The 14838-nt window shown below is 63.3% G+C and carries 9 protein-coding genes, 1 tRNA gene and 3 pseudogenes; 9 read left to right on the top strand and 4 right to left on the bottom strand.

The genetic code is table 11. The features are described from left to right. A pseudogene (locus ACYVD0_RS07675) lies at positions 1-292 on the top strand (hypothetical protein); the annotation flags it as partial. Positions 293-407: 115 nt separating this feature from the next. On the opposite strand, the gene ACYVD0_RS07670 reads toward ACYVD0_RS07675, so the two are convergent. Both ACYVD0_RS07670 and ACYVD0_RS07665 read right to left on the bottom strand, forming a co-directional pair. Continuing rightward, positions 408-1613, bottom strand: coding sequence for a tyrosine-type recombinase/integrase (locus ACYVD0_RS07670; protein WP_460426260.1), 1206 nt, complete (start codon positions 1611-1613; stop codon positions 408-410). Positions 1614-1787: 174 nt separating this feature from the next. Next, a tRNA-Leu gene (locus ACYVD0_RS07665) sits at positions 1788-1874 on the bottom strand. Between the two features lie 110 nt (positions 1875-1984). On the opposite strand from ACYVD0_RS07665, the gene queA reads away from it, so the two are divergent. From queA to ACYVD0_RS07635, 6 genes are all read left to right on the top strand, one after another. Next, the gene (gene queA, locus ACYVD0_RS07660) at positions 1985-3034 is read left to right on the top strand and encodes an S-adenosylmethionine:tRNA ribosyltransferase-isomerase (protein ID WP_460426259.1); all 1050 of its coding nucleotides are present in this window, start codon (positions 1985-1987) and stop codon (positions 3032-3034) included. A 5-nt stretch (positions 3035-3039) separates the two neighbouring features. Beyond that, a complete protein-coding gene (gene tgt, locus ACYVD0_RS07655; RefSeq protein WP_460426287.1) occupies positions 3040-4155 on the top strand; it encodes a tRNA guanosine(34) transglycosylase Tgt in 1116 nt (371 codons plus the stop codon). Between the two features lie 40 nt (positions 4156-4195). Further along, positions 4196-4531: a preprotein translocase subunit YajC gene (yajC, locus tag ACYVD0_RS07650; protein WP_460426258.1), complete on the top strand. Its 336-nt coding sequence runs from the start codon at positions 4196-4198 to the stop codon at positions 4529-4531. Between the two features lie 63 nt (positions 4532-4594). Then, entirely contained in the window at positions 4595-6463 is a 1869-nt protein-coding gene (gene secD / locus ACYVD0_RS07645) for a preprotein translocase subunit SecD (protein ID WP_460426257.1), read from the top strand. A gap of 10 nt (positions 6464-6473) precedes the next feature. Continuing rightward, on the top strand, positions 6474-7397 hold the full coding sequence (gene secF / locus ACYVD0_RS07640; RefSeq protein WP_460426256.1) for a protein translocase subunit SecF: 924 nt from the start codon (positions 6474-6476) through the stop codon (positions 7395-7397). Positions 7398-7487: 90 nt separating this feature from the next. Then, the gene (locus tag ACYVD0_RS07635) at positions 7488-8039 is read left to right on the top strand and encodes a glycine zipper 2TM domain-containing protein (RefSeq protein WP_460426255.1); all 552 of its coding nucleotides are present in this window, start codon (positions 7488-7490) and stop codon (positions 8037-8039) included. 286 nt (positions 8040-8325) lie between these two features. On the opposite strand, the pseudogene ACYVD0_RS07630 reads toward ACYVD0_RS07635, so the two are convergent. Beyond that, positions 8326-8722, bottom strand: a pseudogene (locus tag ACYVD0_RS07630) (transposase); the annotation flags it as partial. On the opposite strand from ACYVD0_RS07630, the pseudogene ACYVD0_RS07625 reads away from it, so the two are divergent. Next, a pseudogene (locus tag ACYVD0_RS07625) lies at positions 8694-9136 on the top strand (transposase); the annotation flags it as partial. The pseudogenes ACYVD0_RS07630 and ACYVD0_RS07625 overlap by 29 nt on opposite strands. A gap of 897 nt (positions 9137-10033) precedes the next feature. Then, the gene (locus tag ACYVD0_RS07620; RefSeq protein ID WP_460426254.1) at positions 10034-10261 is read left to right on the top strand and encodes a hypothetical protein; all 228 of its coding nucleotides are present in this window, start codon (positions 10034-10036) and stop codon (positions 10259-10261) included. 365 nt (positions 10262-10626) lie between these two features. Here ACYVD0_RS07620 and ACYVD0_RS07615 read toward each other — a convergent pair whose 3' ends face one another. Next, on the bottom strand, positions 10627-14736 hold the full coding sequence (locus ACYVD0_RS07615) for a two-partner secretion domain-containing protein (protein WP_460426253.1): 4110 nt from the start codon (positions 14734-14736) through the stop codon (positions 10627-10629). Between the last annotated feature and the right edge of the window lie 102 nt (positions 14737-14838).

The raw sequence follows: 14838 nt of genomic DNA, 5'->3' as shown, positions 1-14838 counted from the left end.
AACGCTGGCCCGGGTGGAAGGGCATCGCTGGGCGATCGAAAGTGCCTTCGAAACGGCCAAGCACGCGTGGGGGCTCGAGCATAACGAAACCCGCTCCCGGCACGACTGGTACCGCCATGTCTCGTTGCTCATGCTCGCCTTTGCCCTGCTGGCAGCGGTTCGCCATCGAGCCAATGCCATGGCTCCCCCGAAAACAGCCAGGCGGCTGGCGAGTCCCCTTCGGCAGCGCGGATTCGCGGGTCGGTTCAGGAAATTCGGCGCCTCACCCTCCGGCTTGCGCTGCGACGGATAGATCCGGCTCACATCATCGCCTGGTCGTTCTGGCGAAGGCCCCCTCAGGCCAGGGCCCGGCAAGCTCCTATCAGCGCAAAAATGCAACTGTAGTATTAGGCCGGCCGGTAACTTGCTTATGCCCTCTTGATGCTCACCACGTGGGCGCCAGCACACAGCGCGTCTATCGAGTCGGCCCAGGCTTGCATCATGTCCCGGCGCTGCTCCAGGTAGGTGGTATGGTTGTAGGTGTCGTGCATCTCGTCTTGGTCGCCGTGGGCGAGTTGGCGCTCGATCCAGTCCCGGTTGTATCCCCGGCTGTTGAGTTCGGTGCTCAGCAGGTGGCGGAAGCCGTGGCCAGTCTGGCGGCCCTTGTAGCCGGCATCGGCCAATGCCTTGTTCACCGTGTTCTCAGTCATCGGGCGGGCGCTGTTGTTGCGGCCTGCAAAGACCAGCTCATATGCCCTGGTGATCTCTTGCAGCTGGCGCAGGATCGCCACGGCCTGGCGGGGCAGGGGGACCACATGCGGGCGGCGGGCCTTCATCCGTTCTTTCGGGATCGTCCAGGCGGCGGCCTCCAGATCAAATTCGGCCCAGGGTGCGGCGCGCAGTTCACCCGGGCGAACCCCGGTAAGCACCAGCAGGCGGATGGCATGGCGGGTCAGGATGTTGATGTTGGCGCCCTCGATCCTGCCCAACAGCTCGGGCAACTCGGCAAAGGCGACGTGAGGGTGGTGGCGGGTGGCGGGCGCATGGGCGGCCACCACGTCCAGATCGGTGGCCGGGTTGGCATCCACTCTGCCCTTGGCCAGTCCGAAGCGGAATATCTGGCTCAGCCACTGGCGGGCCTTCTTGGCGACGTTGTGCGCTCCCCAGTCCTCGATCTTGCGCAGCAGCTCGGCCAGCTCGGGGCGGGTGATCGCCTTCACCGGACGATTGCCCAGGGCGGGCAGCAGGTCCGACTCCAGATAGGCGGCGGTCTTATCGGCGGTGGACTTCGCCCAGCGCGGCGCCCGGTAGGCGTGCCACTCCCGCGCCAGTGCCTCGAAGGTCAGGCCGTCACTCTGCTGGGCTTCCTGCTCGGCCTTGCGTTCGGCGCTGGGGTCTTTGCCTTCGGCCAGCAGCTGGCGGGCGGCGTCACGCAGCTGGCGGGCTTTCTGGAGCGTGACGGCAGGGTAGACGCCAAGCGCCAGCATTTTTGCGTTGCCGTTGAAGCGGTAGCGGTAGCGCCACAGCTTGGAGCCGGTGGGCGTCACCTCCAGGCATAGGCCGTTGGCGTCCGCCAGCCGATACAGCTTTTCTCTCGGTTTGGCGGTGCGGATGGCTGAGTCTGATAGCGGCATGGGGCGCCCGGGTGTGAGTAGATTTGAAAACCGAACTCGGTCTACTCACGAAACTACTCACAATGTTTTGGGCTTACAAGGGAAGGCTTGGGAATCATAGACAACAAAAAACCGGCTCTAAGGCCGGTTCTTCGTGGGTTTCGGGCTTGGTTGGGAAGGCTCGAAAAGATTGTGTGGTGCCCCGGGAGAGACTCGAACTCTCACTCTGTCGCCAGAAACGGATTTTGAATCCGCCGCGTCTACCGATTCCGCCACCGAGGCACAATGGCGGCGCAGTATAGGGAGGCAGGCGGACCGGGTCAATCGTGCCGCGTGGTCATCCGAGGCGCTTTCCGGTAAGCTTTGCGCCCCGAAAAGCTGACCTTTCTGCCATGCGCGTCGCCAATTTCCACTTCGAACTTCCAGGGACCCTGATCGCCCGCCATCCGCTGACCGAGCGTCGTGCCAGCCGGCTGCTGGTGCTTGACGGAGTAACCGGGGGTCTGCAGCACCGGCGCTTTGCCGATCTGCTCGACTATCTCCGGCCTGGCGATCTGATGGTGTTCAACAATACCCGGGTGATTCCCGCGCGCTTGTTCGGGCAGAAGGCTTCCGGCGGCAAGCTGGAGATCCTCGTCGAGCGGGTGCTGGACGATGTTCGGGTGCTGGCCCATGTGTGCGCCAGCAAGTCGCCCAAGCCTGGCTCGAAAATTCTCATCGAGGGCGGCGGCGAGGCGGAAATGCTCGCCCGCCACGATGCCCTGTTCGAGCTGCGCTTCGCCCAGAGTGTGCTGCCCTTGCTGGAGCGCGTCGGGCACATGCCGTTGCCTCCTTATATAGATCGCCCCGACGAGGCGGCCGATCGCGAGCGCTATCAGACGGTCTATGCCGATCGCGCCGGCGCGGTGGCGGCGCCTACCGCCGGGCTGCACTTCGACGAGGCACTGCTCGCGGCGATCCGCGACAAGGGGGTGGCGACCGCCTTCGTCACCCTGCACGTCGGCGCCGGTACCTTCCAGCCGGTGCGCGTCGAGCGCATCGAGGATCACCACATGCACCGCGAGTGGCTGGAGGTTGCTCCGGACGTGGTTGCCGCCGTGGCGGCCTGCCGGGCCCGCGGCGGGCGGGTGGTCGCGGTCGGCACCACTAGTGTGCGTTCGCTGGAGAGCGCCGCGCGGGAGGGCGTGCTCCGGCCGTTCAGCGGCGATACCGACATCTTCATCTATCCGGGGCGGCCCTTTCATGTGGTCGACGCCCTGGTGACCAATTTCCATCTGCCCGAATCCACCCTGCTGATGCTGGTGTCGGCCTTCGCCGGCTATTCCGAAACCATGGCCGCCTACGCTGCCGCCGTGGAACAGGGCTATCGCTTCTTCAGCTACGGCGACGCAATGTTCATCACCCGCAATCCTGCTCCCCGTGGCCCCGAGGAAACCCCATGAGTCATATGTCCTTCGAGTTGCTGGCCACCGACGGCAAGGCCCGTCGCGGCCGTCTGACCTTCCCTCGGGGGGGGGTCGAGACCCCGGCGTTCATGCCGGTGGGCACCTATGGCACGGTGAAGGGCATGCTGCCGCGCGACATCGAGGCGATCGGCGCGCAGATCATCCTCGGCAATACCTTCCATCTCTGGCTGCGGCCAGGTACCGAGGTGATCCGCCGGCACGGCGACCTGCACGACTTCATGCAGTGGCAGCGGCCGATTCTCACCGACTCGGGCGGCTTTCAGGTGTTCAGCCTGGGGGCGTTGCGCAAGATCAAGGAGGAAGGTGTGTATTTCGCCTCGCCGGTGGACGGCGCCAAGGTGTTCATGGGGCCGGAGGAGTCGATGCAGGTGCAGCGCGAACTCGGCTCGGACATCGTGATGATCTTCGATGAGTGCACCCCCTATCCAGCCGATGAGGAGGTGGCACGGCGCTCCATGGAGCTGTCGCTGCGCTGGGCGAAGCGCTCGAAGATCGCCCACGAAGGCAATCCGGCGGCGCTGTTCGGCATCGTCCAGGGCGGTATGCACGAGGATCTGCGCCTGCGCTCGCTGGAGGGGCTCGAGGAGATCGGTTTCGACGGCCTGGCCATAGGTGGTCTGTCGGTCGGCGAGCCAAAGGAGGAGATGATCCGCGTGCTGGACTTCCTGCCGCCGCGGCTGCCGGCGGACAAGCCGCGTTACCTGATGGGCGTGGGCAAGCCGGAGGATCTGGTCGAGGGCGTGCGCCGGGGCATCGACATGTTCGATTGCGTGATGCCGACCCGCAATGCGCGCAACGGGCATCTGTTCGTCGACAGCGGGGTGCTGAAGATCCGCAACTCGGTGCATCGGCACGACGAGTCGCCGCTGGACCCGGCCTGCGACTGTTACACCTGCAAACATTTCTCCCGCGCCTATCTGCATCATTTGGACAAATGCGGCGAAATGCTGGGCAGCATGTTGAATACAATCCACAACTTGCGGCATTACCAGCGCCTGATGGCTGGTTTGCGCGAGGCTATTCAACAGGGTAAATTGGCCGACTTCGTCGATGCCTTCTACGCCCGGCGCGGTTTGCCGGTGCCGCCGCTGACTTGAGTCAGACGTCCTTTCCGAATCCTTTCAACAGGAGAGCTACATGAGTTTTCTGATTCCCGCCGCCTATGCCGAAGCCGCTGCCCCCGCTGGCTCCCCTCCGGGTACCGGCTTCGAGTGGATCTTTCTGGTCGGTTTCCTGGTCATCTTCTACTTCATGATCTGGCGTCCCCAGGCCAAGCGCGCCAAGGAGCACAAGACTCTGCTGGGCGGCCTGCAGAAGGGCGACGAAGTAGTGACCAGCGGCGGCATCGCCGGGCGGGTGAGCAAGGTGGCCGACGATTTCATCGTGCTGGAAGTTTCCGACACCGTGGAACTGAAGATCCAGAAGGGCGCGATCGTCGCCTCCCTGCCCAAGGGCACCTTGAAAGCCATCTAAGCTCCACTCCTTTCATTCATGACGGGGCGCGCAAGGCGCTCCGCGTCTCAATCGGGCGGCGTCATGCTCAACAAGTATCCCCTGTGGAAGTATCTGCTGATCCTGGCTGTGCTGCTGATCGGCATCGTCTATTCCGCACCCAACCTCTTTCCCGACGACCCGGCTATCCAGATCAGCGGGGCAAGCACCGCCCGACAGATCGGGCAGGGTGATCTCGAGCGTGTCGGCAAGGCGCTGGCCGAGGCCGGCATCACTGTCAAGGCGAGCAGTCTGGCCAATGAGGGCAAGGCCGGGCTGGTACGCTTGGCCGATCAGGAGCGCCAGCTGGAAGCCAAGGACGTCGCGCGCAAGGTGCTCGGCGACGAGTACGTGGTGGCGTTGAACCTGGCGCCGACCACGCCGGGCTGGCTGCGTGCACTGGGCGCCACTCCGATGAAGCTGGGCCTGGACCTGTCCGGCGGCGTGCACTTCCTGCTCGAGGTGGACATGGACAAGGCGCTGGATGCGCGCCTGAAGGTGTATGAAAGCGAAGTGAAGAGCCTGCTGCGCAAGGAGCGCCAGCGCTACCGCAGCCTGCCGCAGCAGGATGGCGCCATTCAGCTGGGCTTTGCCGACAGCGAGCAGCTGGAGCAGGCGCAGGCACTGGTGCGCAAGAATTTCAGCGATTTCGAGCTGAGCACCGCCGAGCGCAACGATCAACAGGTGCTGCGCCTGACGCTGACCTCAGCGAAGCTGGCTGAGATTCGCGAGTACTCGATCAAGCAGAACCTGACCACGGTGCGCAACCGGGTCAATGAGCTGGGCGTGTCCGAACCGCTGGTGCAGCGCCAGGGGGCCAATCGCATCGTGGTCGAACTGCCGGGCGTGCAGGACACCGCGGAAGCCAAGCGGATTCTCGGCAAGACCGCCAACCTGGAGTTCCGCATGGCTGCCGAGCCCGATGCCGCGCGCGCCATGACCGAGACCTTCGAGTTCCGCGAGGAGGGGCGTCCGGCTGTGGCCCTGGAGCGTAGTCTGATCATTACCGGCGATCAGGTGACCGACGCCCAGGCCAGCTACGACGAGAACGGCCGTCCGCAGGTGAACATCCGTCTCGACGGCCACGGCGGCGAGCTGATGAATCGGGCGACCCGCAACAGCGTCGGACGCAGCATGGCAGTGCTTTTCATCGAGCAGAAGCCGGTGACCCGCTATGTCAAACAGACGGTCGACGGCGTCGAGCAGGAAGTGGCGGTCGAGACCTTCCGGGAAGAGAAGAAGATCATCAGCCTCGCGACCATCCAGTCGGCGCTGGGCAGCCAGTTCCGCATCACCGGCCTCGAAGGCCAGGGTGAGTCCTCGGAGCTGGCGCTGCTACTGCGCGCGGGTGGCCTGGCGGCCCCCATGTACTTCGCCGAGGAGCGTACCGTGGGGCCGAGCCTGGGGGCGGAGAACATCCAGCTGGGTGTCCAGGCTTCTTTATGGGGCTTTCTCTCCGTCGCCCTGTTTATTCTGCTCATCTACAAGTCTTTCGGTTTGCTGGCCACAGTGGCGTTGTCGTTCAACATGATGCTGCTGGTGGCGCTGATGTCGCTGCTCGGCGCGACCCTCACCTTGCCGGGCATCGCCGGTATCGTCCTGACCATGGGCATGGCGGTGGATGCCAATGTGCTGATCTTCTCGCGCATCCGCGAGGAGATCGCCAATGGTTTGTCGATCCAGCGGGCCATTCACGAGGGCTTCGACCGTGCCTTCTCGGCGATCCTCGATGGCAACCTGACCACCCTGCTGGTGGGCGGGATCCTCTTCGCCATGGGCACCGGGCCGGTCAAGGGCTTCGCCGTGACCATGTCGCTGGGGATCCTCACCTCCCTGTTCACCGCCATCATCGTGACCCGCGGTCTGGTCAACCTGATCTACGGCGGCCGCGATCTGAAAAAACTGTGGATTTGAGGGGTTCGGCATGAAGCGCGTTATCAATTTCATGGGTATCCGCCGGGTGGCCTTCGCCGCAACCCTGCTGGTGACCCTGGTGACCCTGGTGTCCCTGGCCAGTCTGGCGGTCAGGGGACTGAATTTCGGCCTGGATTTCACCGGCGGTACCCTCATCGAGCTGAACTACGAGCGCCCCGTCGAATTGTCGAGTCTGCGTGCCAAGCTGAGCGAGGCCGGCTACGGCGATGCCCTGGTGCAGAGTTTCGGTGCGACCACCGACGTGCTGGTGCGCCTGCAGGGCGACGATCCGCAGCTGGGCGAGAAGGTGGCGGCGGCGCTGCGCAAGACTGCCTCGGACAATCCGGTGACGGTCAAGCGTGTCGAGTACGTCGGTCCGGCGGTTGGCGAGGAGCTGCGTGATCAGGGCGGCCTGGGCATGCTGCTGGCACTGGGCGGCATCCTGGTCTACGTGGCGTTCCGTTTCCAATGGAAGTTCGGCTGCGGCGCGGTGCTTTCCCTGTTTCATGATGTCATCTTCACCCTTGGCGTGTTCTCCTTTTTCCAGATCCCCTTCGATCTCACAGTGCTGGCAGCAGTGCTGGCCATCATCGGCTATTCGCTGAACGATACCATCGTGGTATTCGACCGCATCCGCGAGAATTTCCGGCTGCTGCGCAAGGTCGAGCTGATCGAGAACATCAATATCTCCACGACCCAGACGCTGCTGCGGACCATGGCGACCTCGATCTCCACCCTGCTGGCGGTACTGGCGCTGATGTTGTTCGGTGGTGAGGTGCTTTGGGGCTTCTCCCTGGCGCTGTTCATCGGCGTGCTGGCCGGCACCTACTCCTCGGTCTACATCGCCAACCTCACGCTGGTCTGGCTGAAGCTGACTCGCGACGACCTGATCCCCCCGGTCGCCGAGGAGACCGAGGCGGACCTGCGCCCCTGAGATCAAGCGAAGCGGAACTGCCTGCTGGTACGTCAGTCCAACTGCCGGCGCCCATCCGTGCGGTAGGGCGAGCGCAGGCAGGAGACAGTGATGAGCAAGGCAATGATCGTGGGGGTGGTGTGCGGCGCGCTGGGGCTGGTCGCGAGCGGGATGGCGTCCGCCTATGGCCTGGGCGAGCGCGAGCCGGAATACGCCGACGTGCTGGCGGTGCAGCCGGTCAGGGAGGAGGGCGGAGCGCCGCGCGACGCCTGCCGGGAGGTCGAGGTGAGCCGCCCGGGCCAGGTCAAGGATCAGCAGCAGATCGCCGGTACGCTGATCGGTGCGGTGGCTGGCGGCCTACTGGGCAGCCAGATCGGCAGCGGCGGCGGGAAGAAGCTCGCCGCCGTGGCCGGGGCGGTCGCCGGCGGCTATGCCGGCAACAAGGTTCAGGAAACTATGCAGGCCCGCAATACCCAGACCACCACCGAAACCCGCTGCGATAGTGGGGAGGATAGTGACAACGGGGTGGTCGGCTACGACGTGAAGTATCGTCTGGGTCAGGAGGTCGGTTGGGTGCGCATGGATCACGAGCCCGGCACGCGGATCCCTGTGCGCAACGGCCGACTGCTGCTGACCCGCGAGGAGTCGTCATCCGTGTGGTAGGTCGCCTGCTCGGCTGCGCTCTTTCAGGTCAATAAATTATGATCATCCCGTTTTTGCAATGCTGTCCAGCGATGGGTATTTGGCTTGCCTGAATCTATCCGGCGTTGGTTTGGAGCACGCTCCGCGCCACGATGAGCGTCGCGCCTGGCGATCCTGAAAAAGTCGGCGGCTTCGAAAGCCGATTTTTACGCCAGGTTTTTCGCCAGGCCGGTGGGCCGTTCACGTCATCGCTTGTCCAGCTATCGCAAAACCTGGAAGGTGTTCGGGGTACTGCGCAACGGCAAGGTCAGGCCGCCGAGGCGTCTGGCCCTGCTTCGAACTGCGTATGGTTGGCCGCGACCGACCAGGCGATGCGAGCCAGTTTGTTGGCCAGGGCGCAGGCCACCACGTTCGAGTGGTGGCGACTGTGTAGAGCGCGTACCCAGTCGGCCAGGGCACCGCGTTGATGTTCCAATCGTTGCAGATGAACCCTGGCGCACTGCACCAGCAGTTGCCTGAGCTTCTTGCCACCGCGCTTGCTGATGCCCGGTAGATTGGTTTTACCGCCGGTGCTGTACTGTCTGGGCACCAGACCGACGGACGCTGCATCCATATTGCCTGCCATCCCCCATTTCGACAGCCAACAGGCTGGCTGTGATGGGGCCGACGCACGGGATGGTCAGCAAACGGCTGCCCAGGTCATTCGAGCAAGACGAGCTGTTCAGCTACACAACGCTGGAACAGCGCATCCCGAACGACCATCCGCTGCGCCCATTGCGCAGGCGGGTCGATACGATCCTGGCTTCGATGGATCGGGACTTCGACGGGCCTCACTCCAGGCTGGGGCGTGCCTCGATCGCACCGGAGCGGCTGTTGCGCGCTTCGTCGCTAGGTGATCTGCACCGTCCGCTCCGAGCGGCAGCTGGTCGAGCAGCGTGGATGTGGAGTGCACCGGGTTCAACGGGCCTGCCGAAGTCGAGGCTGCGCTGGCCATGCTGGAGCGCCCGGCCAAGCCGGGCAGCACGGTCGGGGCGGACAGGAACCATGGCCAACAGGCTTTTGTCCAGGGTGCGCGCGAACTGAAGGTGACGCCGCCTGTGGCGCGCCAGGAAAAAGGGCCTGAAGCCAGGCCTTTTGAAAGAGACGTCAGGGGCTGAGCGCTTGAAAAAAACATCAAACCTGACGGGCTGGGGGAGTTGGAGCTGAATTTTTCAACGGCCTGTTAGATGTCATGGCCGTCTTGAACGACCTTTGCCCTGCGGGGGGGCTGGCGATTGCGAAAGCTCATTGAGAGAGTAGGCTCCTGTCATCAATCAAGCTAAGCGGCTGTGTGTTCGTCCTAACTTTGAAGTGCCTGAAAGTCCCGTAAATACTGGCAGTTCGCTTTCTTCGCGGCTGATTTTTGCATCATAAAGCGGCGCCTTGCACCATTATGATTCGTTTTTCGGCAGTTTGGGCGGTTTTCGCCAACACAGAGGATTCATATATGGATATTCGGGAGTCTTTCCTGGGCTTCAGGAGCGGTCGGCAGCAGCGCTGACTGGCAGTCCTTGGGAAAGGGTTTTACCCGCCTTTTGTTCTTGCAACAGATCTCAAACTGTTCGTTGTGGCAGCTGAACTCCATTTTCTCGCTGATTGCCTTGTTCGGCATCCTTCAGACCTGGCCAGGTTTCGAGCCTTGTTTCGTTTCGATTTCTGCTTGGCAACGAACTTTCGGGCCGGGCACACCGTGAGTGTGGGGAATTATTAATCCGGCCCAAGAATAGATTTTCCGTAGAGCCTGATCTTTAGCGATCTTTACGGCTCTTTTAGGAGTCTATTTAAGGGCCTTCTAAATAAGGAGAGAGGTGACGTCGAGCCGAGGAGAGCTTCGTGGTGTTGTCAGGGCGGCACAAGCAGTGCATGCACCCGCCTACCACCCGGCTTTTTGTTGTCATGGATCAAGGCAACATGGCCGTCGGTGATCTAACGTAATCAAGTGTGTTCGTAAGCAAACACAAGCAGGGGATGAAAAAATGAAATTAGCACTCGCACGGAGTCTGTTTTTCGTCGGTTCCTTGGCCGTTGCTTCCCTAGCTGTAGCGGCGTGGCACGAACCTGCACCTGATGTGATCAGCGCGAAAAGTGGCCTGGATCATTGTCCTGCGCCACCCAAGGCCAGAACTTCTGCTCAAATTCGCCCAGATCAGGATCTGATGTTGCTTCTGTTCGGCTTGTCGCAAGGCTTGAAAGCTTCCAACTGATTCAACTGTGCATGCGCTTTCAAACCAGCCCGCTGGCCTCCAACAGGGCCAGCTGGTACCCACAAAGCGACTCCATGAGAGTCGACGTTCTTGCTTGAGTGCCATACTGGCCTGTGCGGTTGATTAACTCAAGTTCTATTGGTCGAAAGTCTAAAAAAGAAGTTGCCTGCTGGTGGTCAAACCATGGCGAGGACCGGGTCACATGCTGTCGGGAGCTCGGATATGCAGGTGTACAGCTGACAGGTTGATCATCGACTGGCCCCATTTCTTGGGTCCGTCGGAGCCAAGTAGAACCGCCTGATCAGATGGTACCGTCGAGATTGCCGAAATGCGGTCGGCCAGGCAAGCCGACCGCTTTGCGTAGGTCAGATTCCTTCTGGCAGGCGCAGACCTCCATTTTCGAGCACATAGGGAATCGCTTCGATTGCAGCCTTGTCTTGGCTGACCTTGGCCGCGGGGCAGCGGTAACGCTGGCGTGTGTCCAACTGCTGGTCCGCCGTTCGGCAAGGCTCCCTGGTGGCCAGGGTGGCTAGGTAGGCGGGATCATCCGCAGCGATGAGAATGGTGCCGCTGGTGCTTTGGCGGGTTACCTCGTAGTTGTTTCCGCCATTGCCATCTTCGATGGTGATCTCGCTGATCAGCAAGGTACGCTCGCCGACTCGAGGTGAATCGTAGGTCTGGGTTACTGCGACCGTGTCGCCGGTAGCGAGGCCGCTGACTCCGACTCTGCCACTGGAGGTAGTGGTGCCGTCGTAGGTTTTGCTGTCCTGGTTGGCGCTCAGGGTCAGCTGGGCCTTCTCGATGGTCAGGGTGCCGGGGTCGTAGCCGATGTCGTAACCCAACTGGCTGGAATAGAGGCCATCGTCGATTGCGTAGGTGCCGGCGTTGCGTGCCGGCTGGCTGGTATTGATGGTGCTGTAGATCAGGCTGTGATTGACCTTCGGGGATCGGTGCCAGAAGTTCGGGGTTATCGAGCCGGTCGTATAGCTGCTACCTCCGGCCCAGATAGTGCCGTCGTAGGTGATGGTCACATCGTCGGAAGTGACCGTCAGCGGTGTCATGAAGGCGCGCAGCAGCGGCGTGGTGTGGCCTTCGTAGATCCGCCAGACTGCAGTGCTTCCGCCGCTGTCGGAGATGCTCCAGTCAGCGAAGCTGGCCATCTGCATCATCTGCTCGCCGGTCAGGCCAGTGGCACCACTGTCGTTTCCTGCCCCGATGCCGGGCAGGCTGCCGGCCGTTGTGGAGTTCCAGTAGCTCCTGGCGATGCTGCCGCCGTTGTAACCTAGCAGGGCGCCGATATTGCCGCTCGTGCCGGCGACATTGCCGGTGGCATAGCTGGTATCGATGTAGCCGATGTTGTAACCCACCAGGCCGCCGACTTCGCTGGTGCCGGAGACGCTGCCGGAGGCGTAGGTGTCGGCGATCGAGCCCGAGTTGGAGCCGACCAGTCCACCGCTGCGGGACGAGGCGCTACTGACGCTGCCAGTGGCGAAGCTATTCTCGATGCGGCCCGCGTTTGCCCCCACCAGACCGCCGGCGTCGCCTCCGGAGTCCGTGCCAATGGCGACATTGCCGGCGGCGTAGCTGGTATCGATGCTGCCACTGTTGTAGCCCACCAGGCCACCGGCCCTGTTCATGCCGGCGACGTCGCCCGTGGCGTAGCTGACCTTGATCGTGCCGGTGTTGTCGCCCACCAGCCCGCCTGCGTTCTGCTCCAGGCCGATGACCGAGCCCGAGGCACTGTTGCCGAAGACCAGGCCGCTGTTGTAGCCGACCAGTCCACCGACGTTGTTATATCCATAGACGTTGCCGAAGCTGTGGCTGCCAGCGACGATACCAGCCTCATTGGAGCCGACCAGTCCGCCGACATTGGTGTTTCCGTTGACGCTGCCGAGGAGCTGGAGCCCTCCGAGGGCGGCAATGCTGTAGCCGGCTGCGGGCAAATGGCTGTCGACGAGTGCCTGCAGGTCGTCGAGGGTGCTGATGCCGGCAAAGCTGTCCAGGCCGTAGCTACCGGCGAAAAGGGTGTTGTCGCCGAACCCCGGCAGCTCCGCGCTGGTGGCGATTTCCGCCAGGCTGCCGATGCTGTCGCCGCTGGCGAGCAGAACGCTGTTGTCGAGTCCGGACAGGCTGGCCTGCACCTCGAGGGTGCCGCCGCCGAAGCCTCCCCCCGCAACCAGGCCGCTGACATTGGAGCCCACCAGGCCACCGACGTTGGTGTATCCGCTGACGACCGCATTGCTGTAGTTGGCGGCGACGATGCCGCTGACATTGGAGCCTACCAGGCCACCGACGTCGGTGTATCCGCTGACGACCGCATTGCTGTAGTTGGCGGCGACGATGCCGCTGACATTGGAGCCTACCAGGCCGCCGACGTTGGCGTTTCCGCTGACCGGCCCGATGCTGAAGTTGCCAGCGACGATGCCGCCCTCGTTGGCACCCACCAGTCCGCCGACATTAGTGTCTCCAGTAGTGTCGCTGAGGGCGAAGTTGCCCATGAGCACACCCGAGTTGTAGCCCGCCAGTCCACCGATATTCGACGCCGTGCCGATTACGCTGCCGATGGCGAAGGTCTTGATGAGCTGACCGCTGCTGCTGCCGACCAGCCCGCCCACGAAGCTCTCCCCGTCGACGCTGCCAATACTGTGGCTGTTGGCGATCAGGCCGCTGTTGTCGCCCGCCAGTCCGCCGACGTACTGGTAGCCGCTGACGCTGCCGGTGACGTAAATGGATTCGAGCGTGCTGGACGAGGCCTGGCCGACCAGGCTGCCGACGCGGCTCAGCCCCTTGACGCTGGCGTCGACCAGCCCCAGCTGGCGTATTGTCGCACTCTGTGTCGCGCCGAAGAGGCCTACGTCGTCGGTCGTCGTCCGGTTGATGGTCAGTCCGGAAATCCAGTGCCCCAGCCCGTCGAAGGTGCCGGTGAACGGATTCTTGCCGTTGCCGATCGGCTCGAAGCCGGCTCCCGCATTCCAGCTCTCGGTGTCGCTGGCGACGATGTCGTTGCCCAGCACGTAGCGGCCGCCGAGGTCGTCGCTGCCGATGCCTTGCAGGGCAGCGAGGCTCTGGATCACGCTATAGGCATCGCCGTTCACGGAGAAGCTGGCGCCGCTGCCGGAAAGGGTGACGCTGGCGCCGTTGAGCAGGCGGTAGCTGGCGTCGTTGCCGTGGTTCAGCACCAGGCCCGCGTCGGTGCCGGTGGCGGTGATGTCGGCATTGATGTTGATGTCGTTGTGGGCGGTCAGGGTCAGCGTGGTACTGGCATCCCAGGCGACCGTGGCATTGACGTTGATGTCGCCGGGTTCCACGCCGCGGTTGCCGGTCGCCACCTCGACGTTGGTGCTCGCCAGGCTGGCGGACAGCGTATCGGCACCAATGCTGCTGCTGGTCGGGGAGCCGTCGCCGGCGCCGACGGTGAAGTTGGCCGGGTCGATGAGCCAGGTGCCGCTCTTGCCCGTGCCGGCCAGGGTGGTCACCTTGGCTGTGTCGGCGACCTGCACCGTGGCGCCGCTGGTTTCGATGAAGCCACCATCGCCCCCATCCGGGGCCGAGGCATCCAGGGTGCCGCCGACCTGGACGATGCCCTGCTGCATGTCGCCGAGCAGGAGGATTTTGCCGTTCCTGCTCTCCAAGGACTGGGCTTCGATGACGCCTTCGTTGTTGACCACGGTCTTCAGCAAGGCATCGCTGGCCCTGGCGGTCATGACCACCTTGCCACCATCGGCCTCGATCAGGTTGCCGTTGCGGACCAGGGCATCGGTGGCGGCCTGGTCGACCTGGACGTTGAGCAGGCCGTCGCCGGCGAAGTCGAGGGTGGCCTGGTTGCCGGCGGCCAGGGCCACCGTGCCCAGTCGCGCCTGGATGACGCCATCGTTGCTGACCTGGCCGCCGAGCAGAGCCACTGCGCCGCCGTCGCTGGCAGTGATACTGCCCAGGTTGCTGATGCCGGCCGGATGGCCGTTGCCCTTGAAGCGGTAGTTGCCGGCTTTGAAGTCCTCGTTGCTGATGTCGAGGGTCGAAGCCACCAGGCCGCCGACGTTGACGCTGGCACCCTGGCCGAAGAGGATGCCGTTGGGGTTGATCAGGAATACCTGGCCGTTCGCATCCAGTTTGCCGAGGATGGCGCTGCCATTGCTGCCGACCACCCGGTTCAGGGCGATGGCGCTGCTGTTCGGCTGCTGGAAGGTCACACTCTTGTCCGCGCCGATGTTGAAGCTCTGCCAGTCGATGGCCATTTTCTGGCTGTCCTGCTGGATCTGCAGGTTGTTGCCCGAGGGTGTGCCGATGGCGCCGCTACCCTGGACGACGTGCCCGCCCTGGGGCAGGTCGGCGGCCAGCAGGGACAGCGGTGAGAGGCAGAGAGCACCGGTCAGCAGGCGCAGCCTACCGGGTTTGCCGCGCTTGGCGGCATGCTCGCTGGTGACGACCCAGGCACTCTGTATATGACTCCAGATGACATTGAAGATCCTGTTCATGGTTGGCGTGTCCCCTTCCGATGGGCGTACGTTCGACTGCGGACATGATCGGTGCGCTAAGGCCGTACTGCCGACTCGGCGATGAGGTGCGTGCCGCTCGGT

The organism is Azotobacter armeniacus (assembly GCF_054779355.1).
Note: the sequence above shows the minus strand (reverse complement) of the source record. Positions and strands in the feature narration are given on the sequence as shown.

Bases quoted from the DNA above. Each gene is read 5' to 3' on its own strand.
- ACYVD0_RS07670 (WP_460426260.1), bottom strand. From the start codon at position 1,613: ATGCCGCTATCAGACTCAGCCATCCGCACCGCCAAACCGAGAGAAAAG.
- queA (WP_460426259.1), top strand. From the start codon at position 1,985: ATGCGCGTCGCCAATTTCCACTTCGAACTTCCAGGGACCCTGATCGCC.
- tgt (WP_460426287.1), top strand. From the start codon at position 3,040: ATGTCCTTCGAGTTGCTGGCCACCGACGGCAAGGCCCGTCGCGGCCGT.
- yajC (WP_460426258.1), top strand. From the start codon at position 4,196: ATGAGTTTTCTGATTCCCGCCGCCTATGCCGAAGCCGCTGCCCCCGCT.
- secD (WP_460426257.1), top strand. From the start codon at position 4,595: ATGCTCAACAAGTATCCCCTGTGGAAGTATCTGCTGATCCTGGCTGTG.
- secF (WP_460426256.1), top strand. From the start codon at position 6,474: ATGAAGCGCGTTATCAATTTCATGGGTATCCGCCGGGTGGCCTTCGCC.
- ACYVD0_RS07635 (WP_460426255.1), top strand. From the start codon at position 7,488: ATGAGCAAGGCAATGATCGTGGGGGTGGTGTGCGGCGCGCTGGGGCTG.
- ACYVD0_RS07620 (WP_460426254.1), top strand. From the start codon at position 10,034: ATGAAATTAGCACTCGCACGGAGTCTGTTTTTCGTCGGTTCCTTGGCC.
- ACYVD0_RS07615 (WP_460426253.1), bottom strand. From the start codon at position 14,736: ATGAACAGGATCTTCAATGTCATCTGGAGTCATATACAGAGTGCCTGG.